Genomic DNA, 23,560 nt, shown 5'->3' on the forward strand with positions numbered 1-23,560 from the left:
TGAAGCGTCGGATCCGCCCGGTCCGGGCGGGTGCGCCGAGGGGATCGCATGAGTGTCGATGAGCAGGAGACGGGGCCGTCGCGGTCGGGCATCGCACGGGCGCTGGCGGTGATCGACGCCGTCGCCCGGTCGCCGCAGCCCCTGGGGGTCTCGCGGATCGCCCGGGAGACGGGGCTGTCCAAGGCGGTCGCCCACCGCATCCTGCGCGAGCTGGTGAGCGGCCGGTTCCTGGGGTTCGACGAGAAGACCAAGGTCTACCGGCTGGGCGCGGGGGCGCTGAACATCGGGCTGGCCGCGATGCGGGAGCTGGACGTGCCGGCCGTCGCGCACCGCCATCTGGTGGCGCTGGCCGAGCGCACCGGGCAGACCGCGACGCTGTCGCTGCGGCAGGGCTGGTCGCGGGTGTACGTCGACCAGGTGCTGTCGCCGCACGAGATCCGGATGTCGGTGGCGCTGGGCAGCGGGCATCCGCTGCACGCCGGGTCCTCGTCCAAGGCCATCCTGGCCGCGCTGCCGGACGCCGAGGTGGCGGACTACATCGCCCACCACCGGCTGGACGGTGTCACCGACGCCACCATCACCTCCGCCGAGGCGCTGCGCCAGGAGATCGCCCGCATCCGCCGGTTGGGCTACGCGGCCAGTGCCGGTGAGCGGCAGTCCGGCGCGGCCAGCGTCGCCGCCGCGATCCACGGGGCGATCGGCCAGGTGGTCGGCTCGATCTCGGTCTGCGGGCCGCAGGACATGCTGACCCGCAGCCGCCGCGAGGCGCTGGGCGCCCAGGTGCAGGTGGCGGCCGCCGCGATCTCCACCGACCTCGGCTTCCGCCCCGACGACGAGACCGCCGAGGAGGTGGCCGGATGAGCGGCCCGAACGTGATGGACGGCCCGCTGCGGGGGCTGCGAGTGATCGACGTCTCGACGATCCTGGCCGGCCCGCTGTGCGCGCAGATCCTCGGCGATTTCGGCGCCGAGGTGCTGAAGATCGAGCATCCGACCGCCGGTGACGGGATGCGCGGGCACGGCCGTTCCAAGGACGGCCACAGCCTGTGGTGGAAGGAGATCTCCCGCAACAAGCGCACCCTCGGGCTGAGCCTGTCCGATCCTGCGGGCGCCGCGATCCTGCTGCGCCTGGCCGAGACCGCCGACGTGCTGGTGGAGAACTTCCGCCCCGGCACCCTGGAGCGCTGGGGGCTGGGCCCCGACCGGCTGCACGAGGTCAACCCCGGGCTGGTGATCGTCCGGGTCACCGGGTTCGGGCAGCGCGGCCCCTACGCCGGCCGGGCCGGGTTCGGCACCCTGGCCGAGGCGATGAGCGGGTTCGCGCACCTGACCGGTGACGCCGACGGCCCGCCCACGCTGCCGGCGTTCGGCCTGGCCGACAGCGTGTGCGGGATCGCCGCGTCCGCGGCGGCGATGATGGCGCTGTTCCACCGGGAGCGCTCGCCGGACCGGCGCGGCCAGGTGATCGACATGAGCCTGCTGGAGCCGCTGATGACGGCGGTCGGCACCGCCCCCACCGTCTACGACCAGCTCGGCATCGTGGAGACGCGGCACGGCAACCGGTCCACCAACAACGCGCCCCGCAACACCTACCGGACCGCCGACGGGCACTGGGTGGCGGTCTCCACCAGCGCACAGGCCATCGCCGAACGGGTGATGCGCCTGGTCGGGCATCCCGAGGTGATCGACGAGCCCTGGTTCGCCACCGGGCGCGGCCGGGTCGAGCACGTCGAGGAGCTCGACAAGATGGTCGGCGAGTGGATCGGCGCGCGCGACCGCGAGCAGGTCCTCGCCGCGTTCACCGAGGCCGGGGCGGCCATCGCGCCCGTCTACGACGCCCGCGACATCGTCAACGACCCGCACATCCGGCAGACCGAGATGATCACCAGCGTGCCCGATCCCGACCTGGGCGCGCTGCTCATGCACAACGTGATGTGGCGGATGTCGCGGACCCCCGGGCGGATCCGCTTCACCGGCCGGCCGCTCGGCGCCGACACCGACGAGGTGCTGGTCGGCGAGCTCGGCCTGGACCCCGGCGAGGTACGGGCGCTGCGCGAGCGGCGGATCGTGGCCTGACCGGCCGCCCCATCGACCCCCAGGCAAGCGAGTAAGCGAGCAAGAGACGAGACGACGTGACCACTGACACGACGACCCGGGCCGGGCAGGGCCGCGACCCGCTGCTGGAGGCGGTGCGCGGCGGCGTGCGCGTGCACGACCTGGGCCGCCCGCTGTACATCGGGATGCCGCAGTCGCCCAACCATCCCGCCTACTGGCACACCCTGCCCCGCCGGCACGGCGACATGGTGCGCCCGGACGGCGGCTCGGCCGCCAACGACATGCTGGTCATGGGCACGCACGTCGGCACGCACATCGACGCGCTGGCGCACGTGTCCCACGACGGGCGGCTGTTCGGCGGCGCCGACGCCGCGCAGGCCGGCGCGGGCGGACGCTACCTGGAGCACGGCGTCCACACCATCGAGCCGATGGTCCGCCGGGGCGTGCTGCTGGACGTGCCCGCCGCGCTCGGCGTGGACGGCTGCGACCCCGGCTACGAGATCACCCCCGCCGACCTGGAGCGGGCGGCCGGACGGCAGGGCACCGAGGTCGGCGCCGGTGACGTCGTGCTGGTCCGCAGCGGCTGGGGCCGGCTGTTCGACGACCCGGATCGCGAGCGCTACATCGGCGCCGCCAGCGGCGTTCCCGGGGTGGGCGAGGCCGGGGCGCGCTGGCTGGCCGACCGTGGCGTGCACGCCGCCGGGGCCGACACCATCGCCTTCGAGTGCCTGCCCCCGGGCAAGGGCCACAGCGTGCTGCCCGCCCACCGGGTGCTGCTGGTGGAGTCCGGCATCTACATCATCGAGACGCTGAACCTGGAGGAGGTGGCCGCCGCCGGGGCGCACGAGTTCACGTTCGTGCTGTCGCCGCTGCGGCTGACGGGCGCCACCGGCTCCCCGGTCCGCCCGCTGGCGCTGGTCGGCCGCCCGCAGGGGGAGGACCGATGACCGAGCGGCCGTCCTACAGCCGCGTGCTGGCCGACTTCGCCGCCGGCACCTCCTTTGCGGACCTTCCCGACGACGTCGTCGACAGCGTCCGCAAACGGGTGCTGGACGTGCTCGGCCTGTGCGTGGCCGCGCACCGCCTGCCCACCAGCACCGCCATCGTGCAGTACGTCCGCGACCAGGGCGGCGCCCAGCAGGCCCACGTCGTCGGCGGCGGCCCCGGCAAGGTCCCGGCGGCACTGGCCGCCCTGGCCAACGGGGTGCTGGCGCACTCGCTGGACTACGACGACACCCATCTGCCGTCGGTGCTGCACCCCAGCGCCTCGGTGGTGCCCGCCGCGCTGGCCGCCGCCGAACTGGCCGACGCGAGCGGCGAGGAGCTGATCCGGGCCGTCGCGCTCGGCCTGGAGATCTGCGTGCGGATCGGGATGGCCGGCTACGACCCCGACGCGGGCAACTCGATCTTCTTCGAGCACGGCCAGCACGCCACCTCCATCTGCGGCGCGCTGGGCGGCGCGGTCGCGGCGGGCCTGCTGCTGGGGCTGTCGCGCGACGGGCTGATGGACTGCCTGGGCGTGGCCGCGTCCATGGCGTCCGGGGTGATCGAGGCCAACCGGACCGGCGGCACCGTCAAGCGGCTGCACTGCGGCTGGGCCGCGCACTCCGCGGTCACCGCCGCCGACCTGGTGCGGCGCGGCTTCACCGGGCCGCCGACCGTGCTGGAGGGGCGTTTCGGGTTCTTCCAGGCGTTCCTGCACGGCGACTACGACGGTGACGAGCTCACCTGCGGGCTGGGCGTCCGTTGGCATGTTCCAGGGATCTTCTTCAAGCCGTACCCGGCCAACCACTTCACCCACGCGGCCGTCGACGCGGCGATGGCGCTGCGCGAGCAGGGCCTGGACGCCGACCGGGTCGAGTCCCTGACGCTGGGCGTGCCCGCCCCGGTGATCCGCACCATCGGCCAGCCGATCGAGGTCAAGCGGGCCCCTGAGACCGGCTACCAGGCCCAGTTCAGCGGCCCGTACGCGGTGGCGGTCGGGCTGCTGGGCGGCGGCGGGCTGGGCGCCGCGCTGGCCGACTACACCGACGAGCTGGCCCGCGACCCGCGCCGCCGCGAGCTGATGGCCAGGGTCGAGGTGGTCGCCGATGAGCAGGCCACCAAGATCTTCCCCCAGCAGTTCCCGGCCGTGCTGACCGCCCGCGACACCGACGGCCGGGTGTGGCGGCACGAGGTGCTCGCCAATCGGGGCGGCCCCGACCGGCCGCTGTCGGAGGCCGAGCTGGCCCGCAAGTTCACCGACAACACCACCGGATGGCTGCCGCCGGAGGCGGCCGGACGGGTGACCGACCTGGTGCGCCGGCTCGCCGAGCTGGAGGGCGCCGCCGAACGGCTGCTCCGCCCCCTGGCGGAGTTCGACACAGGGACAGGAGACACGGCATGACCGCGCACGATCTGGTGATCAAGAACGTCAGGGTCGTCAACCACGACGGCGACGAGCCCGTCACCGCCGACATCGGCGTGGCCGGCGGCCGGATCGCGACGGTGGCGCCCGGCCTGGCCGTCGAGGGCGTGCCCGAGGTGGTCGACGGCAAGGGCCGGCTGGCCTTCCCCGGCGTGGTGGACGCCCACCAGCACTGGGGCATCTACAACCCGCTGGCCGACGACACCGCCTCCGAGAGCCGCGCCAGTGCCCAGGGCGGCGTGACCTCCGCGCTCAGCTACATGCGGACCGGCCAGTACTACCTCAACAAGGGCGGCGACTACGCCGACTTCTTCCCCGAGGTGCTGGCGGCCTCGCAGGGCCGCGCCCACGTGGACTACGCCTTCCACCTGGCGCCCATGTCCCGCCGCCACATCGAGGAGATCCCCGACCTCGTCGAGCGGCACGGGGTCACCTCGTTCAAGATCTTCATGTTCTACGGCAGCCACGGACTGCACGGCCGCTCGGCCAACCAGAGCTCGTTCCTGATGATCCCCGAGGACGAGCGGTACGACTACGCGCACTTCGAGTTCGTGATGCGCGGCGTGCAGGCCGCCCGCGAGCGGTTCCCCGAGCTGGCCGACGAGATCTCGGTGTCGCTGCACTGCGAGACCGCCGAGATCATGACCGCCTACACCCGGATGGTGGAGGAGGCCGGGGAGCTGACCGGCCTGGCCGCCTACAGCGCCTCCCGGCCGCCGCACTCGGAGGGCCTGGCCGTCTCCATCGCCTCCTACCTGGCGCACGAGACCGGCCTGCCCACCATCAACCTGCTGCACCTGTCCTCCCGCAAGGCCGTGGACGCCGCGGTGCGGATGAGCCGGGCGTTCCCGCACATCGACTTCCGCCGCGAGGTGACCGTGGGCCACCTGCTGGCCGACATCACCACCGCCAGCGGCATCGGCGGCAAGGTCAACCCGCCGCTGCGGCCCCGCGAGGACGTCGAGGCGCTGTGGGAGTACGTGCTGGACGGCACCGTCGACTGGGTGGTCAGCGACCACGCCTGCTGCCGCGACGAGCTGAAGTTCGGCGAGCCGCGCGAGGACGTGTTCCTGGCCAAGTCGGGGTTCGGCGGCGCCGAGTACCTGCTGCCCGGCATGATCACCGAAGGCCGCCGGCGGGGCCTGTCCTACGGCCGGATCGCCGCCCTCACCTCTTGGAACCCCGCCACCCGCTACGGCCTGCGCGGCAAGGGCGCCATCGCCGCCGGCTACGACGCCGACATCGCCCTGGTCGACCCCGACCGGACCTGGACGGTGCGGGCCGCCGACTCCGAGTCCACCCAGGAGTACACCCCGTTCGAGGGCTTCGAGCTGACCGCCCGCGTCACCGACACCTTCGTGCGCGGCCACCGGGTGCTGGAGGACGGCAAGGTCATCGGCGACCCCGTCGGCCGCTATCTGTCCCGCCCCTACGGCCGTGACTGAGCCGCCCGCCCCGATCCGGTCGGCCCTGTACGTGCCGGGCGACCAGCCCGGCAAGCTGGCCAAGGCACCGGACCGGGGCGCGGACGCGCTCATCGTGGACCTGGAGGACGCGGTCCCGCCGCAGGCCAAGGACCGCGCCCGCGAGCAGGTCGCCGCCTGGCTGGCCGGCCTGGCCGCCGCCGGCGGCCCGCCGCAGATCTGGGTGCGGGTCAACCCCGGGCTGCGCGGGCTGGCAGACGCCCGCGCGGTCGCTCTGCCCGCCGTCACCGGGTTGTGCGTCGCCAAGGCGGAGACCCCCGAGGACCTTGCCGCGCTCGACGAGGCCCTCGGGGAGGCGCCCTGGATCGCGCTCAGCCCGATCCTGGAGAGCGCCGCGGCCGTGCTGGCGGCCCCGGCGCTGGCCCGGTGCCGGCGGGTGGTGCGGCTCCAGCTCGGCGAGGCCGACCTGCGCGCCGACCTGGGGGTCGAGCCGGGCCCGGACGAGCGGGAGCTGCTGTGGGCCAGGTCCCAGGTGGTGCTGGCCTCGGCCGCCGCCGGGATCGGCCCGCCGCTCGGCCCGGTCAGCACCGACTTCCGCGATACCGCCGCGCTGCGCCGCTCCACCGAGGCGCTGCGGCGGCTGGGCTTTTACGGCCGCGCTTGCGTCCACCCGGCCCAGCTGCCGGTCGTGCACGAGGTCTTCACCCCTTCCGAGCGGGAGCTGGCCCGGGCCCGAGACCTGGTCGAACGCTTCGAGAAGGCGGACTCGGGGGTGGTGCTGGACGAGCGGGGCCAGATGGTGGACGAGGCGGTGATCCGCCAGGCCCGCCGACTCCTGGCCACCCCCGGCACCACCCCCGGCGGGAGGCCGCCGGGCGGATGAGGGCATGATCGGCCCTGATCGACATCTCCGGGACGTTCCGAACGGCGCGCCCGGCGACCCGAGGAGGCCGAACATGACCGCGTGGCAGACCATCCGGCTCGACACCCCGCACGAGGGAGTGCGCCGCATCACCCTGGCCGACCCGGACCGGCGCAACGCCCTCGGCACCGTGATGCGCGAGGAGCTGATCGCGGCCGTGGCGTCGGTCCGCGACGATGCCGACGCCCGCGTCCTGGTGGTGGCGGCCGAGGGGACGAGTTTCTGCGCCGGGGCCGACCTGCCCGTGCTGTTCGGTGAGCCGGGCCGGCCGGTCGGCGAGATCCGCCAGGGCCTGCGCTCGTACTACGAGAGCTTCCTGGTGCTCAGGGACCTGGCGATCCCGACGATCGCCGCGGTGCAGGGGCCCGCCGTGGGGGCCGGGCTCAACCTCGCCCTGTGCTGCGACATCCGCATCGCCGGGCCCGAGGCCAGGTTCGCCGCCACGTTCTCGCGGATCGGCCTGCATCCCGGCGGCGGCTGCACCTACTTCCTCACCCGCGAGCTCGGCCCGCAGCGCGCCCTGGCGCTGCTGCTGGAGGGCGGGGCGCTGTCGGCCGAGCAGGCGGCCGAGCGCGGACTGGTGCTGTCGATCGCCGCCGACCCGGCCGCCGCGGCGCTGGAACTGGCCCGCCGGCACGCCCGGCTGCGCCCGGCGCTGGCCCGCGACATCAAGCAGGCGGTGCGCCTGGCGGCCGGGGGGGACCTGGAGGCGGTGATCGAGTTCGAGTCGTGGGCCCAGGCCGAGTCCGCCACCCACCCGGAGATCACCGAGTTCGCCGCCCGCTTCGCCGGCCCCCGGTGACCGGGGGAGGGCCGCTCAGGTCTCCACGAGGACCCGGCGCAGGATCGGCACCGAGGCCTCTGGCGGCTCGGCCTCGACGGCGAGGCGGTGCATGACCATGGTGTAGTGGTTGCGGTCGGCCGGGCGGTCGGGATAGAGCGCGCTGGTGAGCTGCTCGAGATAGACCAGGTCGGGCAGTCGGCGTTCGGCGAACCGCAGGATGGTGATGGGCCCGCCCACCGCGGCGTGGCCGCTGCCGCTGAACGGGACGACCTGGACGGTCACGTGCGGCAGCTCGGTCATCGCGATCAGGTGCGCGAGCTGGGCCCGCATCGTCGCGGCCGAGCCGGGCCGGCGGCGCAGCGCCGCCTCGTCGATGACCGCCCAGAGCCGGGGGGCGCCGGGCCGGTGCAGCAGGGCCTGGCGCGCCATCCGCAGCTCCACCCGCCGCTCGATCCGGGACGGCGGCTCGTCGGGGTGGCCGAGGCGGATCGTCGCGCGGGCGTACTCACGGGTCTGCAGCAGGCCGGGCACGAACTGGCCCTCGTAGCAGCGCACCAGCGAGGCGGCCTGCTCCAGCCCCAGGTAGTGCTCGAACCAGGACGGCACCACGTCGGCGTACCGCCCCCACCAGGGCGGCTCGTTGGCGTGGTGCGCCAGGGCGAACAGCTCGGCGCGCTCGGCCTCGTCGGCCAGGCCGTAGCGGGTGAGCAGGTCGGCCAGGTCGCGGATCTTGACGCCGGTGCGGCCCAGCTCCAGACGGCTGATCTTCGAGTGCGACCCGCGGATCGCCCTCCCGGCGTCCTCGCAGGTCACCCCGGCGTCCTCGCGCAGCCGCCGCAGCCGTGCCCCCACCAGCAGCCGCGCCGCGGTCGGCCCGGGCCACCGGGGCGGCGCGGTCCCGCCGGCCGGGCCGCGCGGCCGTCCCTGTCCGCCCATCTCCGCCCTCCGCGGATCTCGGATGTGCGATAGAAATTTCAGCCTCTCACGCCGGCCGGAGGCCCGTCCGGATACCGAATGTCATTCTTTGAAGGGTTTTCGAAGGGGCGGCCCGAATGGCGGGAAAAGGGCCCGCCGGGCCCGGATCCGGTGCGGCGCGGTTCACCGGATCCAGGCCCGGGGGAGACCGGAGGGGAGGGGGCCGGCCGCCGGCGGCGCGGGGGTCAGTCGAACAGGTCGGGCTGCTCGCGGACGATCTGGTCGTACAGCGGCTGGTAGTTGATCCAGCCGACCAGGTCGTTGCCGATCTGCTGGTGGGTCAGCACGGCGTTGTCGTGCTCGATCGGCACCACCTGGCCGGCCGCCTTGGCCAGCAGCTGCACCTGGCACGAGCGTTCCATCGTGATGAACCACCAGGCGGCGGCGTCCACGCTGTCGCCCACCGTCAGCAGCCCGTGGTTGCGCAGGATGACGGCCTTGTGCCCGCCGAGGGCGGCGGCGATCCGCTTGCCCTCCTCCAGGTCGGTGACGACGCCGGTGTAGTCGTCGAACAGTCCGTGGTCCTGGTAGAACGCGCACACGTCCTGGGTGATGGGCTCCAGCTTCTGGCCGAGTGCGGAGATCGCCCGCCCGTAGGTGGAGTGGCTGTGCGCGGCGGCCACCACGTCCGGCCGGGCCTGGTGCACCTGCGAGTGGATCGCGAAGGCGGCCTCGTTGACCGGGTAGCGGCCCTCCACCACCTTACCCTCGTGGTTGACCAGGATCAGGTCGCTGACCTTGATGTGCTTGAACGACATGCCGAACGGGTTGACCCAGAAGTGGTCGGGACGCTCGGGGTCGCGGGCGGTGATGTGGCCGGCCACCCCCTCCTCGAAGCCGAACTTGCCGAAGATGCGCAGCGCCGCGGTCAGCCGCTCCTTGCGGTGCCGCCGCTCGTCGGCGACGTTGTCGAACGTGGGGGGCAGCCTGAAGATCAGGTCCTGGGGGGGAAGCTTGTCGAGGAACTCTTCTTCGTCGGACATCCGGTGAACCCTTCGTGTTCGTCTCCCCCACACCAAACCTCATTCGGTGGCCCGTCGCCTAGGCTGGGCGGACCCAAACGTGACGCGGGTCATTGTCCGGGCGGGACAACCGGTGGTGAGGGAGGCGGACGTGGACCCGGAGCGGGCGGCCGGCTTCTGGGAACTGCTGCACGAGCAGGCGCGCGACCCGGCGCTGCTGGAGGCCACCGTCAGGGCGGCCCGCAGCAGGTCGCCGCTGGTCGCCGAGCTGCCCGAGGAGGAGACCCGGCGGCACACCCGGGCGCTGGTGGAAGGCGCCATCGACGCGCTCGCCAAGGGCGGGGAGCCGGGGGAGGAAGCACTGCGGGCGGCCGAGCGGCTGGGGTCGGACCGGGCGCGGCAGGGCGTGCCGGTGGCGGCGCTGCTCGACGGTTTCCAGGCCGGACGCTCCCATCTGGTCCGGGCGCTCATCGACGAGGGGCTGACGCGGGGGATCCCCGCCGAGGTGCTGCTGAAGGGCGTCACCCGGATCGACGCCATCACCACCGCGCTGGTGCACCGCATGGTCCACGCCCACCGCGTCACCGAGCTGGAGCTGGCCCGCACCACGCGGGAGGGCCATGTCCAGATGCTGCGGCAACTGCTGCACGGCGAGCCGGTGGCGGTGCCCGCACCGCTCGATCCGTCGGTCCCGTACCACTGCGTGGTCAGCGACATCAGCGACCCGGCGCTGGCGCAGCGGCTGGAGCCGGTGCTGTGCGGCCCGGCCAAGGCGGGCCTGTCGGGCCTGGTGGACGGGCGGCTGGCGGCGTTGGTGCCTCGGCTGCCCGGCCCGTCCGCGCTGCCCGCCGGCACCCCGCTGCTGGTCGCCTCCCCGGCGGCGCGCCCGGCCGACGTCGCCGAGCTGTACCAGCTGGCCCTGCGGGCGCTGCGGGCGGCGCTGCCGCACGGGCTGGACGGGCTGCACCACCTCACCGGGCTGGCTCTGATGGCCGCCACCGCGGCCGAACCCGTCCTGGGCCGCCTGCTGGCCGGCGACCTGCTGGCGGGGCTGGTGCCGGGGGACCCCTTCCACCGGGAACTGGCCGAGACCGCGCTGGCCTATCTCGACCACGGCGGCCGCATCGAGCCGACGGCCGCCGCCGTCCACGTCCACCCCAACACGGTGAAGTACCGGCTGCGCCGGCTGCAGGACCTCACCGGCAGGCCCCTGGTCGCCGAGGGCGGCAACGCCGTCTCGCACTCCGCCCACTGGTGGTGGGCCTTGCACGCCTGGCTGCGCTGACCGGCTGTGCTGACCGGCTGCGCCGACCCGCGGAACTCCGCCCGTTTTGTCGGCCGCCGGCGATGTGATGGGATCCCCGGGTGAGCCGATGAGAGGGGGACGTCCATGCGCGTGGGCGTGGTGATGTGGCCGGTCCAGTCCTGGCGGGAAAGCCGCGACCTGTGGCGGCAGGCCGAGGACCTGGGCTTCGACCACGCCTGGGTGTACGACCACATCGCCTGGCGCGGGCACACCCCGTGGTTCGACGGCTATGCCACGCTGGCGGCCGCCGCGTCGGTCACCTCCCGGATCAGGCTCGGCACCCTGGTCACCTCGCCCAACTTCCGGCATCCCGTCCCCACCGCGCACGCCATTCGCGCCATCGACGACATCAGCGACGGGCGCTTCACCCTGGGCGTCGGCGCCGGGGGCCTGAGCCGCACCTCCGACAGCGGGGTGCTCGGCGGCGACCACTGGTCCCCCGGTGAGCGCGCCGGGCGGTTCACCGAATGGGTCGAGCTGATGGACCGCCTGCTGCGCGGGCCCGAGACCACCTACGAGGGCACGTACTACTCGGCGCAGGAGGTCGTCACCGCACCCGGCTGCGTGCAACGTCCTCGCGTCCCGTTCGCGCTGGCGGGCAACGGCCCACGCGGTATGCGGCTGGCCGCCCGGTTCGCCGACACCTGGGTCACCACCGCCAACGTCCCCGGCTCCGACGCCCCCGACCGGGTCGTCGCCGACCTGACCGGCAGGCTGGAGCAGGCGTGCGGCGCCGAGGGCCGCGACCCGGCCACGCTGCGGCGGCTGCTGCTGACCGGTTTCACCGACGAGCCCTGGCTGGAGTCGCCCGGCGCGTTCGCCGACCTTGCCGGGCGCTACGCCGAACTCGGCGTCACCGACATCGTCGTCCACTGGCCCCGCCCGGGCACCGACTGGGACGCCGACCCCGAGGTCTTCGCGGCCGTCGCCACCAGCCGGGGCGCCTGACCTCCCGGCGACCCGGGTGAGATCCTGGGCGTTCGCCCGGCTCTGGCATGCTGATCCGGTCGGTGGGGACGCGGAGTGAAGGGCCTGCGATGCCGTACGTGCTGCTGGGACTGGCGATCGTCGCGGAGGTGACGGCAACGCTGTCGCTGCGAGCCTCGGAGGGGTTCACCAAGTGGGGTCCCTCGGCGATCGTCGTGGTGGGCTACCTGGTGTCGTTCATGCTGATGGCCAAGGCGCTGACCTCGCTCAACGTCGGGCCCGTGTACGCGATCTGGTCGGCGCTGGGCACGATCGGGGCGTTCGCCGGCGGGGTGCTGCTGTTCGGTGAGCCGGTGCGGCCGGTGGCCGTGGCCGGGGCGGCGATCATCGTGGCCGGGGTGGTGGTGATGAACCTGGGCGGGGGGATGACCCACGGCTGAGCCGCCGGCCGCGGGAGCGCCGGGCCATCTCCTGGCCCAGCGCGAAGACCAGCCAGCCGAACGCGGTGGCGTCGTCCACCACGCCGACCGGCAGGAACACGTCCGGGACGAGGTCCAGCGGCGAGACGATGTAGACGGCGGCGGCGATCATCGCGGCGATCTTGCCGGTGCCCGTGCGGTAGCCGGTGTCCGGGCCGCCGGCCGCGCGGGTGCGGCGCCGGGCACGGCCCAGGCGCCAGACGCCGACGGCGAGCAGGACGGCGCCGGCGCCCATCACCAGGTAGCCGGCCGGGGTGAGGTCTCCTCTGACCACGAAGGCCAGGATGGCGCCGACGAGGAGCGCCACGATGCCGAGCCAGTGCATGTCCGGTCTCCCAGGGGGTCGGGGGCGTGCTCAGATCCGGTATTTCCGTCCTTCCTCGCCCCATTCCCCGAACGGGGGAGCCCGTCCGGAGTCCACCGCCCCGTACGCCGCCTCCCCGAGACGGGCGAAGACCAGCCGGCGGACGCCCAGCCACCGGACGGTCGGCACCGAGGCCGGCGCGCCGGTCCCCTCCGCCCCCGCGTCCCACGCGGTGGCGTCGGCGAACACCAGGTCGGCGCCCTCCGCCCAGGGCGGGAACTCGGTGAACTCCGGGGCCCACACGGCGACGCGTCGCCCCACGGCGATCCGGTAACCGTGCATCCGCCGCTCGCCGCAGCGCACCGGCAGCGGCTCGACATGCAGCGTTCCCTGGTGGAACGATCCGGTCACCGGCCTGGCCATGCCCTCCTCGGCGGCCAGCCTCACCCGTCCCGGCTGGAGCGGGTCGTCCTCGTCGCGCACCAGCCAGGCGTCCACGTTCTCGGGAGGCTCCGAGCCCGGACCCCCGTCCAGGCCGACCCGCACATGGCCGTACTCGACCAGCAGGCCGGCGGGTGCGAACCTCGGCGACCGCGCCGTCCCCACGCCGAGCAGGACCGCTACGGGCACCCTTCGATGAAACCCCCGAAGGCGGGATCCGTCCAGGCCGGCACGTGCTAACGGGGTTCCAGGACGACCCGGGCGCCGATGCCCAGCAGCAGCACGCCGGCGACCCCGTCCAGCGTCCGCCGCGCCCGCTCGCCGCGCAGCAGCCGGGAGACCGGGCGCAGCGCCAGCGTGAACAGCCGCCACCACGCCACCGCGATGGCCAGGAACACCAGCGCCAGCAGCGCCGTGGTCCGCAGCCGCGGCTCGCCGGACCCCACGAACTGCGGCAGCAGGGTCAGGAACAGCAGCGCGATCTTCGGGTTGAGCAGGTTGGTCAGCAGCCCTTGCCGGAACGCCTCGCCCCGCCGCAGCACGCCCGCCGCCACCGGCACGTCCGGCCCGCCGCCGTCCTTGCGCACCGCCGCCAGCACCATCCGGACGCCCAGATAGGCCAGGTAGACCGCGCCGGCCACCTTGACCACCGTGTAGGCGGTGGCGGAGGCGGCCAGCACGGCCGACAGCCCCAGCACGGCCGCCACCGCGTGGCAGGAGATGCCCAGGCAGCAGCCGAGGCCGGTGAACCAGGCCACCTGGGGCCCGCTGCGCAACCCGTTGCGCAGCACCAGCAGCATGTCCGGCCCCGGCGTGACCGTCAGCACGGCGACCACGCCGAGGAACGGAAGGAGAAGATCAGGCACGAAAGCCCATGTTAGGGCCGGTAACGGTCAGCCCTTGGCCCGGTAGACCACCTGGACCTCGGTGAAGCCGTACACGCCCCACGGGCCGTTCTCCACGCCGATGCCGCTCCACTTGAAGCCGCCGAACGGCAGGTTGGGGGCCAGCGCCAGGTGGGTGTTGACCCAGGCGCTGCCGCACTCCAGCCGGCCGGCGACCTCGGCGGCGCGGTCGAGGTCGGTGCCCCACACCGAGCCGCCCAGCCCGAACGGGGTGCCGTTGGCGCGGGCGACGGCGTCCTCCACGTCGGAGTAGCGCACCACCGGCAGCGCCGGGCCGAACTGCTCCTCGTCCACGATGCGGGTGCCGTCGCTGATGTCGGCGAGGATGGTGGGCTGGAAGAAGTAGCCGGGGCCGTCGATGGGCTTGCCACCCGCCGCGGCCTTGGCGCCGTGGGACAGGGCGTCGGCGACCAGTTCGGAGACCCGCTCGAACTGCGGCTTGTTCTGGATGGGGCCGTACTCCACGCCCTCGTCCATGCCGTTGCCGACCTTGACCGAGCGGGCCTTGGCCGCCAGCGCCTCCACCATGTCGCCGTACAGGGCGTCGGGCACGTACACGCGCTTGATGGCCGAGCAGACCTGCCCGTTGTTCATGAACGCGGCGCCGAACAGCCGGTCGGCCACCTTGGCCGGGTCGGCGTCCTCCAGCACGATCGCCGCGTCGTTGCCGCCCAGCTCCAGGGTGACCCGCTTGAGGTCGGGCGCGGCGGCGGCGGCCACCTTCTTGCCGGTCGGTACGCTGCCGGTGAAGCTGATCTTGCGCGGGACGGGGTGCGCGGTCATCTGGGCGCCCAGTGCGTCGCCGCCGCTGATGACGTTGAACACCCCGGGCGGCAGCACGCCGCGCAGCAGCTCGCCCAGCTTGAGGGTGGCCAGCGGGGTGTAGGGGGAGGGCTTGAGCACGACGGTGTTGCCGGCCAGCAGGGCCGGGCCGAGCTTCCAGGCGGCCAGCAGCAACGGGTAGTTCCACGGGGCGATGGCCGCGACCACGCCCATCGGCCTGCGCACCACCTCGACGAAGGCGTTGGCGTCGTCCTGGACGATCTCGCGGGGCAGCTCCAGCTCGGCGAAGTACTTCAGCCACACCCCGGTGCCCATGACCTCCATGGTGGCGTCCTGCAGGGACTTGCCCTGCTCGGCGGTGAGCACCGGGGCGAGGTCGCCCGCCGAGGCGAACAGCGCGTCGGCGGCGGCCAGCAGCGCCTTGCGCCGGGCCTGCTCGTCCTTGCGCCACTCGGTGAACGCCTCGGCGGCCGAGGACATCGCCGCCTCCAGCTGCTCGGGCGAGCAGTCGGGCGCCTGGGCGTGCTCGGCGCCGGTGGCGGGGTTGACCACCCCGAAGGTCTGGGGTGCGGTCACGCCCGCACCGGCGATCGTCATCGTGAAGTCGCTCACCGTTCGTTACCTCCTCGCGCCGACCGAACGTCGTTCAGTATGGCCTGCCGGAGCGTGGGCCACCAGTCCCGGCGGCCAGGAGAGGACGGCGGCACAGCCCGTGCCGCCCCGGGCTGGGCGGCGGACCGGGGCAAACGACACGGCCGCCCGCCGCGGGCGTGGTGGGTGCGGCGGACGGCCGTGGGCCTTGGAGGTCAGATGCTGAGCATGTGGTCCAGGAAGTCGCGGTAGCGGCGCAGGGCCAGCCGGAGCTGCTCGGTGTCGCCGCCGCCCTCGACCGCCTGCCAGCGCTCGCGCAGCGACTCGCCCAGGGCGGTGAGCGCCTGGGAGGCCATCTCGTCGGCCTTGCGCACCGCCTCGTGCGGGTCGTCGACGAACCCGGCCTGGACCTCGTGCCACCGCTCCCGCAGCCGGGCCGCGGTGTCCTGGTCCATGAAACGCTCGGGCGGCTCGTCGTGCGGCTGCGCCTGGCGCGGAACGGGCGCGGTGGCCGGAGCCGAGGCGGCCGGGGTCGAGTTGGCCGGGGTCGAGTTGGCCGCCTCGCCCTCGGCCTCGGGGGTCCGCGGCTGCTGCCGGAACTCGCCCGTCTGCCGTACGGGGGCGGGCGGCGGCCCGGCGACGCGGACGTCGGTCACGTCAGCCTCCCCGGTCCCTGCGGCCCTGGCCCGTTCCTCGCGTTCGTCGGTCCGCTGCTCGGCGGTCCGCTCACCGCCGGCCCGCCCGTCGAGGGGGTTCTCGTCAGGGGCGTTCCCGTTGGCGGCGCGGTCGCCGCCCTGCTGCGCCTCCGGCCGGCGCCATGGGGGGGTCGGCATGGGTCAGCCCTCCCGGTGCGCGGTGTCGCGGTGCTGTGCCTCGTGGGGCACCGAGACGCGCTCCCGCTCGGGCGCGGTCTCGGGGTGCTCCCCGTCCGGCGCCGCCAGCAGTTCCTCGAACAGCGCGCGGTAGTGCACCATCGCCTGGCGCAGGTCCTCGGTGGAGGCCTGCCCGTCGGTGGCGCGCACGCTGATCTCGTGGCCGCGCCGGTACTGGTCGAGCGTGCGCCCGTGCTCCACCGACAGGTGCGCCACCCGCTCCTCGAAGTCGTGCGTCGGGTATCCGCGTTCGGCCATGACCTGCGTCACCAGCTCGTCGGCGTGCCCCACTGCGGTCTCGGGAGTGTCGACGAACCGCTCCTGCACGCGGGTCCACTGCTCGCGGTACTGCTCGCGCCGCTGCGGGTCCAGCGGCCTCAGATCGAGTTCCTGGTGCCGTTCCCGGCGGGCGCGCAGCTCGCGCTCGGCGGCGGCACGGTCGCCGTGCCGCTCCAGCGTGCGGTCGTATTCGGAGCCGAACTGGCGGCGGAGCCGCTGCGTGCGCTGCCGGGTCCACAGCAGGTACCCGGCCCCCGCCACGAGCGCCACGACCACGACGGCGATGACGACCATCAGGGCGGTCGACATGATGTCTGCCTCCGGACGTGAGTCGAAATGCGATGACCGCCCGATGCCCGCTGCCGCGGCGTCGAAACGGCGGGCCGTCTCCCGGCGTCCGGAACCGGGGTTTCGGCCAGTGCCGGTCAGCGACCGCGCATCGCCACGGTGAGCTCGCCGGCCAGTTCGTCGGTGAACGCGGCGACACCCGCCGGCGAGTCGCATCCCCGCAGCCCGCTCAGGCAGTCGCGCAGGCCCCTGCTGAGCACCCGGCTGACCTCGGTGTAGTACGGCCAGGCCGGCCGGGGACGGGCGGTCTCGACCGCGCGCAACAGCGTGCCCACCTGCTCGTCGGGCAGACGGCGCACCACCTTCCGGTCGGAGTCGGTCGAAGGGCACTGCTCGGGGCTGAGGTAGACCCGCCGCAGCACGGGCGCGAACCCACCGCACGAGAACAGCCGCTGCTGGGACTCCTCGGAGACCAGATGCCGGATCAGGGCGAGCGCGGCCCGCTTGTGGGGGGAACGGGCGTCGATGGCCAGGCTCTGGCCGCCGAGCACGCTGCGCCCGGGCCTGCCGTCCTCGGAGCCGGGCAGCTCGGCGACCGCGAACTTCAGCGACTTGTCGGAGCTGCCCATCCACTCGTTGTTGGCGAGCCTGGCGTAGGCGTACGGCCATGACCGCATGAACGCCACCCGGCCGTCGGCGAACGCCTTGATGCTGTCGGCCTCGAAGTGGTCCAGCGCACTGCGGCCGATCACCGGGCGCCCGCCGTCCTCTTGGCCGGCGGGGGACTCGTCGCCGATCTGGCCGAGCAGGGTCTCCAGCAGGCGACGCACCGGCTCGCGGTCCACCGTCACCTGCCCGTGCCGGTCGATGAGGTCGCCCCCGGCGGCCCAGATCAGTTCCAGGGCGTTGACGGTCATGCCCTCGTACTCGCCGAACTGGGGCGCGTAGCCACTGCTCAGGCCGTTGTCGTCGTCCATCAGCAACCGCTGGGCCTGCTGCCACAGGTCCGACCACGTCCGCGGCTTCTCGATGTCCAGATCGGTGCGGTAGTACAGCAGCGCCGCGTCGGCGTTGAACGGCACCGCCCACGTCCGGCCGTCGTATTCCACCGCCTTGCGTATGTTCGGCAGCACGTCGCCCATGTCGACGTCGTTGGGGGAGATGGGTTCGATGTACCCGCCGCGGGCGAACTCAGGGATCCACTGGGTGTCGAGGATGTACACGTCCACCGCCGGGCAGCCGCGCGAGCGCGCCCAGGCCAGCATCTGGCTGTGCTGCTGGTCGGCCACCGGGGGCAGTTCGACCAGTTCGGCGTATTCGGCGGCGGGGCCGGCGCCGTCCCAGGAGTCGATGATGGCCCGCTGCTGGTGGTCGATGCTGACGTCGCGGCCCCCGGCCACCTGCAGGACCGTGTTCCCGGCGCAGTCGAGCCGCGCGGCCGGGCGCAGCGGCCAGCCGGCCAGGGCGGCGAACACCACCAGCCCGGCGGCCACGGCCAGCCACATGTTGACGTCGTCGCAGATGCGGCGGGGAACGCGGGAGAACACCGCTCAGTCCTTCCATATGTTCGTGAACAGGTCGTTCACCACCTGCCGGGCGTCGGTGGAGGCGCCGAACGGCAGGCAGCGTGCCCGTCGCGAGCCGGCCAGCAGGTCCTTCAACGCCTTGTCGCAGCCGCGCTCGCCCACCACCACCAGGTACACGCGGGGATCCCTCGACTCGCGCAGTTCCGTGCGCAGTGCCTTCAGGTCCTCGTCGGCGTGCCGGCCGGCATCGTTGTCGCCGTCGGTCAGCACCACCAGTGAGCCCTCGTTGGGTTTCTCACGCAGCTCCTGGAGACCTCGCACGATGACGTGGTGCAGCGGTGTGGTGCTCCCCTCGGTTTCGAGCCCGCCGAGCCCGGCGGGCAGGGTCGACACCGCCTCCTCCGTGGGCGCCAGGGGAGCCAGGACTTCCGGCTCGCGCCCGTCCCCGCCGCTGGGGAAGGCCCACAGCCCGGCCTGGTCGTTGTCGCCCAGCCAGCCCGTCGCCTCGCGGACCAGGGCGCGCGCCCGGCCGATCGCGGTGCCCCCGGTCACCGGCGCCTTCATCGACCCCGACCGGTCCAGCGCGAACAGCAGCGTGCGGGCCCGGCGGGTCGCGTTGATCTGGCTGATCGTCGTCTCCAGGTTGTGCTTCTTCATCGGTGTGGCCGTGCCGGAGCCGCCGGGCGGCTCGAAGCCCGGGCCCAGCCGCCGCCCGTGGGCGGCCAGCCAGGCCTGGAACGCCGTCACCAGCCGGCTGCGCTCGGCGTCCTGCTCGTCGTCCCAGGCGATCTGGACGGTGCTGTAGTCCAGCAGCGGGGTGCGGCGCGGACGGACCACCTCCAGCTGGTAGTCGGCCGCCTCCGCACGGCTCAGCCGCCGGGCGCAGGTCCCGCCCAGCGGCTCGCCCCGGTTGTAGGCGGCCAGCGAGTGCTCGGGCACCATCAGCGCCACCTTGTAGGGCCGGTCGTCGGCCAGCCGTTCACGCACGTGGCACAGCATCTGGTCGACGCCGGTCAGAGGCGTGTCCGGCGGGCTGACCCGCTGCTCGCGGCGGTGGTGCTCCTCCGAGTCGTTGGCTGCCGCTTCGTACAGCACGGACGTGGCGACCATCGCCACGTCACTGGTATCGGGAGTGGGCCGCAGCAGCGTGACGCCCTTATCGCCCGCCCACTCGACCACCTCCTCCCAGTTGTCCGGCGTCCCGCCGGCCGGCGTCCCGGCCGCCTTGGCGGCTGCCGTGGAGACCGCCAGCACGATCGGTGAGGCCGCCGACACGGTCGGGTGCCCCTCCGTGCTCACCCAGCGACCGCCCTTGACGCCGGGCTCGGTCACGTATTCGGCGACGGCGCTGGCGGAGGCCAGCCAGAGGTCCGGGCGTGGGCCGATGCCGGCCAGCGGCGAACGCTCGGGGTTCTGGTCCAGCCAGCCGTTGTGGTTGCTGAACGCCTCGACCAGCGGGCGCATCGGCGGGGCCGCGAACACCGTCACGTGCACCGGCCGGCAGCGGACGCCCTCGGCCTGCTCGACGGCGAACTCCTCGGCCTTGGCGCGCATGGTCCGCAGCATCTCGGTGGCGACCATCACCCGCAGTTCGGCCGGCGGTTCGCAGGCCGACAGCCGGGTCTGGCTCCAGCCGGCCAGCGTCCAGCCGCTGAACACCACCGCCGCGCCGATGACCACCGCGGCCGCGGCGGAGCCGTACCGCCGCCGCGCCTTCTGCTCGAGATGGGGCAGCCAGCCGGGGAGGGACGGCCGGAACTCCTCCAGCAGGATGACGGCGGCGATCACCGCGGTCGCGATCAGCCAGTGCACCTTGATGACGCCCTGGTCGATCCAGACCGACAGCAGCACCAGCGGCAGCACCACCAGGGTCGGCAGGCTGCGGCCGCGGCGCTGCCGGCGAGGCTGCTGACGGGGCTGCTCGTCCGTCATGCCGATCCCTTTCGCCGCCCGGGACCCGCCGGGGGATTACGAATGTGTTCCCACGGTTACCCCTAAACCATCTGCGGATCGATCCGGACCGTGGAAAAACCGTGGCCTCTTCCGGCCGCGTTCCGGCCGTGCCCCCGCATCACGATCCGGCAGACAAGGAACGGACCTCTGGAGTCCGGCCGCCGGGACCTGTTAAGTAACCCATGGGCCGCCCTCCGGTGGTGCGGACCCGGCGGGAACCAGGACGGTGATGCGCGGTGCGCCATACGCTCGGCCTTCTCTGCGGTGTGCTGCTGACACCGGCACTGATCTACGGGGTGTCGTGGTCGTTCGCCCAGGCCGCCGGATCCTTCGACCCGGTCGCCCGGGAGATCACCGACGAGACCCGGCTGCGGGGCGGGGTCGCGCTGATGGCCGCGGTGGGCCTGGTGGCCGGTGTCGTGGTGGTCTCCCGGTGGGCGTCGCCGCTGCTGTCGCTGGTCCCGGCGCTGACGCTCATCGGCTGGTCGGTGTACTTCTTCGTGGCGCCCGACCGCGCGCTGGCGCTGCCCTCGGAACTGCCCCCGCAGGGGCCGCTGGACGCCACGGTGGACAGCGGCCTGCGGATGCTGCTCGGCACGGGGGTCTTCGCCCTGCTGGGCTTCGTGCTGCTGGTGCCGGCGGGCGCGCCGCGCCGCTGGGCGGGCCGGCACCCCGGCGAGGACCCCGGCGGCCACGCGGACTACGCGGACTACGACGAGGAGCCCACGAGCGGCCGGCGCCAGCCGGAGTTCTTCTGAGCCGCTCACGCCGTGACCCGGCCGCCGTCGCGGTAGAGCCGGGTGACCACCTCCTCGATGCCGGGCTCGCGCAGGGCGATGTCGGCGATCGGATAGCGGTCGGCGAGCGCGGCCACCACGGCGGCGGCGTTCATCTCGCGCGGCACCCGCAGCCACTGCCGCGGGCCCTCCACCCGTTCGACGACGACCCCGGCCAGCCGCACCGGCGGGGCCGGGCGCTCCAGGTCCACCACCAGCACCCGGTCGGCCGCCACGGCGGCCCGCAGCCGGTCCAGGTCGCCGTCGTAGGCCAGCCGCCCGTGGTCGATGATCATCACTCGGCGGCACAGTCGCTCGATGTCGCCCAGATCGTGGGTGGTGAGCAGGATCGTGGTGCCGCGCTCGGTGTTGACCCGTTCCAGGAAGCCGCGCACGGTCGCCTTGCTGACCACGTCCAGCCCGATGGTGGGCTCGTCCAGCACCAGGATCGGCGGGTCGTGCAGCAGTGCGGCGGCCAGGTCGCCGCGCATCCGCTGGCCCAGGCTCAGCTGCCGTACCGGGGTGGACAGGAACGGGCCCAGGTCCAGTAGTTCGGTCAGCTCGGCCAGCCGCCGCCGGTGCGCGCCGGCCTCCACCCGGTACAGGTGCCGGATGAGGGTGAGGCTGTCGCGCAGCGGCAGGTCCCACCACAGGGTGGTGCGCTGCCCGAACACCACGCCGATGCGCCGGGCCAGGGCGGTGCGGCGCCGGGACGGGTCCAGCCCGGCGACCCGGACGGTGCCGGAGCCGGGGGACAGGATGCCGGTCAGCATCTTGATGGTGGTGGACTTGCCCGCCCCGTTCGGCCCCAGGTAGCCCACGAACTCGCCGGGCGCCACGGTGAAGGAGATGCCGTCCACCGCGCGCACGGTGGTGCGGCGCCGCCGCAGCCGACCCGTCCGCGTGCGGACCGTGAACGTCTTGTGGATGTCGGTGACCTCGATCAAGGCTCAGCTCCCCGTCGATCGGTAGTGGCGCAGCCCGGCCCGCCAGGCCAGCGCCGCCACCGCGCACAGTGCCACGGCGACCGCGGGCGCGGCGAACCGCAGGGCCGCCGGCAGGCCCAGCGGGTCGGGACGGTCCAGCACGTACAGGGCCGGCTGCCAGTTGACGAAGGCCAGCGGGATCGTGAACGTCATCCCGCGCACGAAGTCGCGGGCGTACAGGCTCATCGGGTACTGGGTGAGGAACGCGCCGCCGTAGGTGACGGACTTGGTGGCCGCGTGCACGTCGATCACCACGAACTGCACCGAGGCGGTCAGCACCCACAGCGCCGCGAAGATCACCGTCCCGGACACCAGCATCACCGGCACCATGACCACCCGCCCCGCCGTCCAGTCCGCCGGCAGCCGGGGCAGCACGAACGCGAGCACCACCACCGGCGGCAGCAGCTTGGCCATCCGGCGGGGTGAGAAGTCCTCGGTGGCGATCTGGATCAGCGGGCTGACCGGGCGGACCAGCATGGTGTCCAGCGTGCCCTGCCGCACGTGCTCGCCCAGCCGCTCGGTGCCGCCCAGTAGCACGTCGGCGACCACGAACGACATCGCCGAGGTGCCGTACAGGAACAGCACCTCTGGCGCGGTGAACCCGGCGATGCGCGGGGTGTGCGCGAACAGCAGCATGATCCCGACCATGTCCAGCGCGGCCACCGCGGCCGAGGCCAGCCCGAGCAGCACCATCGACACCGGGAACTGCGCGGCGGCCCGGATCCAGGTCCAGATCAGCAGCGCGTACAGCCGCAGCGCGTCAGCCACCGTGGATCACCAGCCTGCGGCGGGCCGCGGCCGTCAGCGCCCGCCCGGCGCCCAGCAGCACCACCGCCCACAGCGCCTGGAACCCGTAGGCCGCCGCCAGTTCGGCGCCCTGGTAGCGGCCCAGCAGCACGTCGGCGGGGACCTGGATCAGCGCCGCCCACGGCAGCGCCTGCGCGAGGGTGCCCAGCCATCCGGGGAAGGCCACCAGCGGCAGGAGCATGCCGGAGAAGAACATCGACGCCACCAGCGCGACCGCCTGCAGCCCCCGGTCGTCGTGCAGCCAGAACATCGCCAGGGCCACCAGGTACCGCAGCCCGAACCCGGTCACCACCGCCAGCACGACCGCCACCGCGAACGCCGCCCACCCGGCCGGGCCGGGCAGCCGCAGGTCGAAGGCCAGCGCGCCGGCCAGCGTCGGCAGCGCGCCGCGCAGCAGCAGAGCGGCCCCGGCCCGGCCCAGGTCGTCGGCCAGCCACCAGCCCTGCAGGTCCACCGGGCGGTGCAGGTCGATGGCCACGTCGCCGGAGCGGATCCGCTGGGTCAGCTCCAGCCCGCCGAAGACCTGCACCGGCCCGATCAGCGCCTGGGTGAGGAAGCAGAACGTCACCGCGTCGGCGGCGTCGTAGCCGCCCAGGGCGGGCCGGGCGCCCCACAGGGCCAGCACGATCCAGGCGCGCACGAACCCGAACATCGTGTTGGTGACGGCTTCGGCGACCGCCCCCAGCCAGTAGGTGGCGTGGCGGCGGAAGGCGTAGGCCGCCACCCACGGATAGACGCTCACTTTCGACGAATCTAGAACAGCTGCCGGGACCGTTCCATGCCACATGTCACACAGCGGCGCGGCGTCC

At 73.7% G+C, this 23,560-nt stretch carries 24 protein-coding genes; 11 read left to right on the forward strand and 13 right to left on the reverse strand.

Features of this window, described 5'->3' with window-relative positions:
- Positions 1–48: 48 nt before the first annotated feature.
- The 7 genes from C4U03_RS02720 to C4U03_RS02750 all read left to right on the forward strand — a co-directional run bounded on the left by C4U03_RS02720 (position 49) and on the right by C4U03_RS02750 (position 7,609).
- Positions 49–861, forward strand: a complete 813-nt coding sequence (locus C4U03_RS02720) for an IclR family transcriptional regulator (protein WP_103935975.1) — start codon at positions 49–51, stop codon at positions 859–861.
- On the forward strand, positions 858–2,075 hold the full coding sequence (locus C4U03_RS02725; RefSeq protein WP_235017584.1) for a CaiB/BaiF CoA transferase family protein: 1,218 nt from the start codon (positions 858–860) through the stop codon (positions 2,073–2,075). The genes C4U03_RS02720 and C4U03_RS02725 overlap by 4 nt, the downstream gene beginning before the upstream one ends.
- Positions 2,076–2,131: 56 nt before the next feature.
- A complete protein-coding gene (locus C4U03_RS02730; protein WP_235017586.1) occupies positions 2,132–3,001 on the forward strand; it encodes a cyclase family protein in 870 nt (289 codons plus the stop codon).
- A complete protein-coding gene (locus tag C4U03_RS02735) occupies positions 2,998–4,440 on the forward strand; it encodes an MmgE/PrpD family protein (protein WP_103935976.1) in 1,443 nt (480 codons plus the stop codon). Before C4U03_RS02730 ends, C4U03_RS02735 begins: the two co-directional genes overlap by 4 nt.
- A complete protein-coding gene (locus tag C4U03_RS02740; protein WP_103935977.1) occupies positions 4,437–5,906 on the forward strand; it encodes a dihydroorotase in 1,470 nt (489 codons plus the stop codon). The genes C4U03_RS02735 and C4U03_RS02740 overlap by 4 nt, the downstream gene beginning before the upstream one ends.
- Positions 5,899–6,768, forward strand: coding sequence for an HpcH/HpaI aldolase/citrate lyase family protein (locus tag C4U03_RS02745; protein WP_235017588.1), 870 nt, complete (start codon positions 5,899–5,901; stop codon positions 6,766–6,768). The genes C4U03_RS02740 and C4U03_RS02745 overlap by 8 nt, the downstream gene beginning before the upstream one ends.
- A gap of 73 nt (positions 6,769–6,841) precedes the next feature.
- Positions 6,842–7,609: an enoyl-CoA hydratase gene (locus C4U03_RS02750; protein ID WP_103935978.1), complete on the forward strand. Its 768-nt coding sequence runs from the start codon at positions 6,842–6,844 to the stop codon at positions 7,607–7,609.
- A 15-nt stretch (positions 7,610–7,624) separates the two neighbouring features.
- On the opposite strand, the gene C4U03_RS02755 is transcribed toward C4U03_RS02750, so the two are convergent.
- Positions 7,625–8,527 (reverse strand): helix-turn-helix domain-containing protein, encoded by a 903-nt coding sequence (locus C4U03_RS02755; protein ID WP_103935979.1) that lies wholly within the window; start codon positions 8,525–8,527, stop codon positions 7,625–7,627.
- A gap of 224 nt (positions 8,528–8,751) precedes the next feature.
- The gene (locus tag C4U03_RS02760) at positions 8,752–9,549 is read right to left on the reverse strand and encodes a class II aldolase/adducin family protein (protein WP_103935980.1); all 798 of its coding nucleotides are present in this window, start codon (positions 9,547–9,549) and stop codon (positions 8,752–8,754) included.
- Positions 9,550–9,679: 130 nt separating this feature from the next.
- Between C4U03_RS02760 and C4U03_RS02765 the strand changes: the two genes are divergently transcribed.
- From C4U03_RS02765 to C4U03_RS02775, 3 genes are all read left to right on the forward strand, one after another.
- Positions 9,680–10,813 carry a helix-turn-helix domain-containing protein gene (locus C4U03_RS02765; protein WP_103935981.1) on the forward strand — a complete coding sequence of 378 codons (1,134 nt, stop codon included), beginning with the start codon at positions 9,680–9,682 and terminating at the stop codon, positions 10,811–10,813.
- Positions 10,814–10,918: 105 nt separating this feature from the next.
- Positions 10,919–11,782: an LLM class flavin-dependent oxidoreductase gene (locus tag C4U03_RS02770; protein ID WP_103935982.1), complete on the forward strand. Its 864-nt coding sequence runs from the start codon at positions 10,919–10,921 to the stop codon at positions 11,780–11,782.
- Positions 11,783–11,871: 89 nt separating this feature from the next.
- On the forward strand, positions 11,872–12,201 hold the full coding sequence (locus C4U03_RS02775) for a DMT family transporter (protein WP_103935983.1): 330 nt from the start codon (positions 11,872–11,874) through the stop codon (positions 12,199–12,201).
- On the opposite strand, the gene C4U03_RS02780 is transcribed toward C4U03_RS02775, so the two are convergent.
- From C4U03_RS02780 to C4U03_RS02815, 8 genes are all read right to left on the reverse strand, one after another.
- Positions 12,146–12,565 (reverse strand): YkvA family protein, encoded by a 420-nt coding sequence (locus C4U03_RS02780; protein ID WP_103935984.1) that lies wholly within the window; start codon positions 12,563–12,565, stop codon positions 12,146–12,148. The genes C4U03_RS02775 and C4U03_RS02780 overlap by 56 nt on opposite strands.
- Positions 12,566–12,595: 30 nt before the next feature.
- Entirely contained in the window at positions 12,596–13,174 is a 579-nt protein-coding gene (locus C4U03_RS02785) for an MBL fold metallo-hydrolase (RefSeq protein ID WP_103935985.1), read from the reverse strand.
- 47 nt (positions 13,175–13,221) lie between these two features.
- Complete coding sequence (locus C4U03_RS02790) at positions 13,222–13,851, reverse strand: LysE family translocator (protein WP_103935986.1); 630 nt, start codon at positions 13,849–13,851, stop codon at positions 13,222–13,224.
- Between the two features lie 27 nt (positions 13,852–13,878).
- On the reverse strand, positions 13,879–15,285 hold the full coding sequence (locus tag C4U03_RS02795) for an aldehyde dehydrogenase family protein (protein ID WP_103935987.1): 1,407 nt from the start codon (positions 15,283–15,285) through the stop codon (positions 13,879–13,881).
- A gap of 194 nt (positions 15,286–15,479) precedes the next feature.
- Positions 15,480–16,097: a hypothetical protein gene (locus C4U03_RS02800; RefSeq protein WP_103935988.1), complete on the reverse strand. Its 618-nt coding sequence runs from the start codon at positions 16,095–16,097 to the stop codon at positions 15,480–15,482.
- 3 nt (positions 16,098–16,100) lie between these two features.
- The gene (locus C4U03_RS02805; protein ID WP_200826986.1) at positions 16,101–16,724 is read right to left on the reverse strand and encodes a hypothetical protein; all 624 of its coding nucleotides are present in this window, start codon (positions 16,722–16,724) and stop codon (positions 16,101–16,103) included.
- Positions 16,725–16,840: 116 nt separating this feature from the next.
- A complete protein-coding gene (locus C4U03_RS02810; RefSeq protein WP_103935989.1) occupies positions 16,841–18,250 on the reverse strand; it encodes an extracellular solute-binding protein in 1,410 nt (469 codons plus the stop codon).
- A 3-nt stretch (positions 18,251–18,253) separates the two neighbouring features.
- Complete coding sequence (locus tag C4U03_RS02815; protein ID WP_103935990.1) at positions 18,254–20,161, reverse strand: vWA domain-containing protein; 1,908 nt, start codon at positions 20,159–20,161, stop codon at positions 18,254–18,256.
- Positions 20,162–20,448: 287 nt separating this feature from the next.
- On the opposite strand from C4U03_RS02815, the gene C4U03_RS02820 reads away from it, so the two are divergent.
- Positions 20,449–20,940, forward strand: coding sequence for a hypothetical protein (locus C4U03_RS02820; protein WP_200826987.1), 492 nt, complete (start codon positions 20,449–20,451; stop codon positions 20,938–20,940).
- A 5-nt stretch (positions 20,941–20,945) separates the two neighbouring features.
- On the opposite strand, the gene C4U03_RS02825 is transcribed toward C4U03_RS02820, so the two are convergent.
- The 3 genes from C4U03_RS02825 to C4U03_RS02835 are packed head-to-tail and all read right to left on the reverse strand — an operon-like array spanning position 20,946 to position 23,493.
- On the reverse strand, positions 20,946–21,905 hold the full coding sequence (locus C4U03_RS02825) for an ABC transporter ATP-binding protein (RefSeq protein ID WP_103935991.1): 960 nt from the start codon (positions 21,903–21,905) through the stop codon (positions 20,946–20,948).
- 3 nt (positions 21,906–21,908) lie between these two features.
- Positions 21,909–22,712, reverse strand: a complete 804-nt coding sequence (locus C4U03_RS02830; protein ID WP_103935992.1) for an ABC transporter permease — start codon at positions 22,710–22,712, stop codon at positions 21,909–21,911.
- Positions 22,705–23,493: an ABC transporter permease gene (locus C4U03_RS02835; protein ID WP_200826988.1), complete on the reverse strand. Its 789-nt coding sequence runs from the start codon at positions 23,491–23,493 to the stop codon at positions 22,705–22,707. Before C4U03_RS02835 ends, C4U03_RS02830 begins: the two co-directional genes overlap by 8 nt.
- Positions 23,494–23,560: the final 67 nt, after the last annotated feature.

The sequence above is a fragment of the Thermomonospora echinospora genome (assembly GCF_900108175.1).
GTDB lineage: Bacteria > Actinomycetota > Actinomycetes > Streptosporangiales > Streptosporangiaceae > Thermomonospora > Thermomonospora echinospora.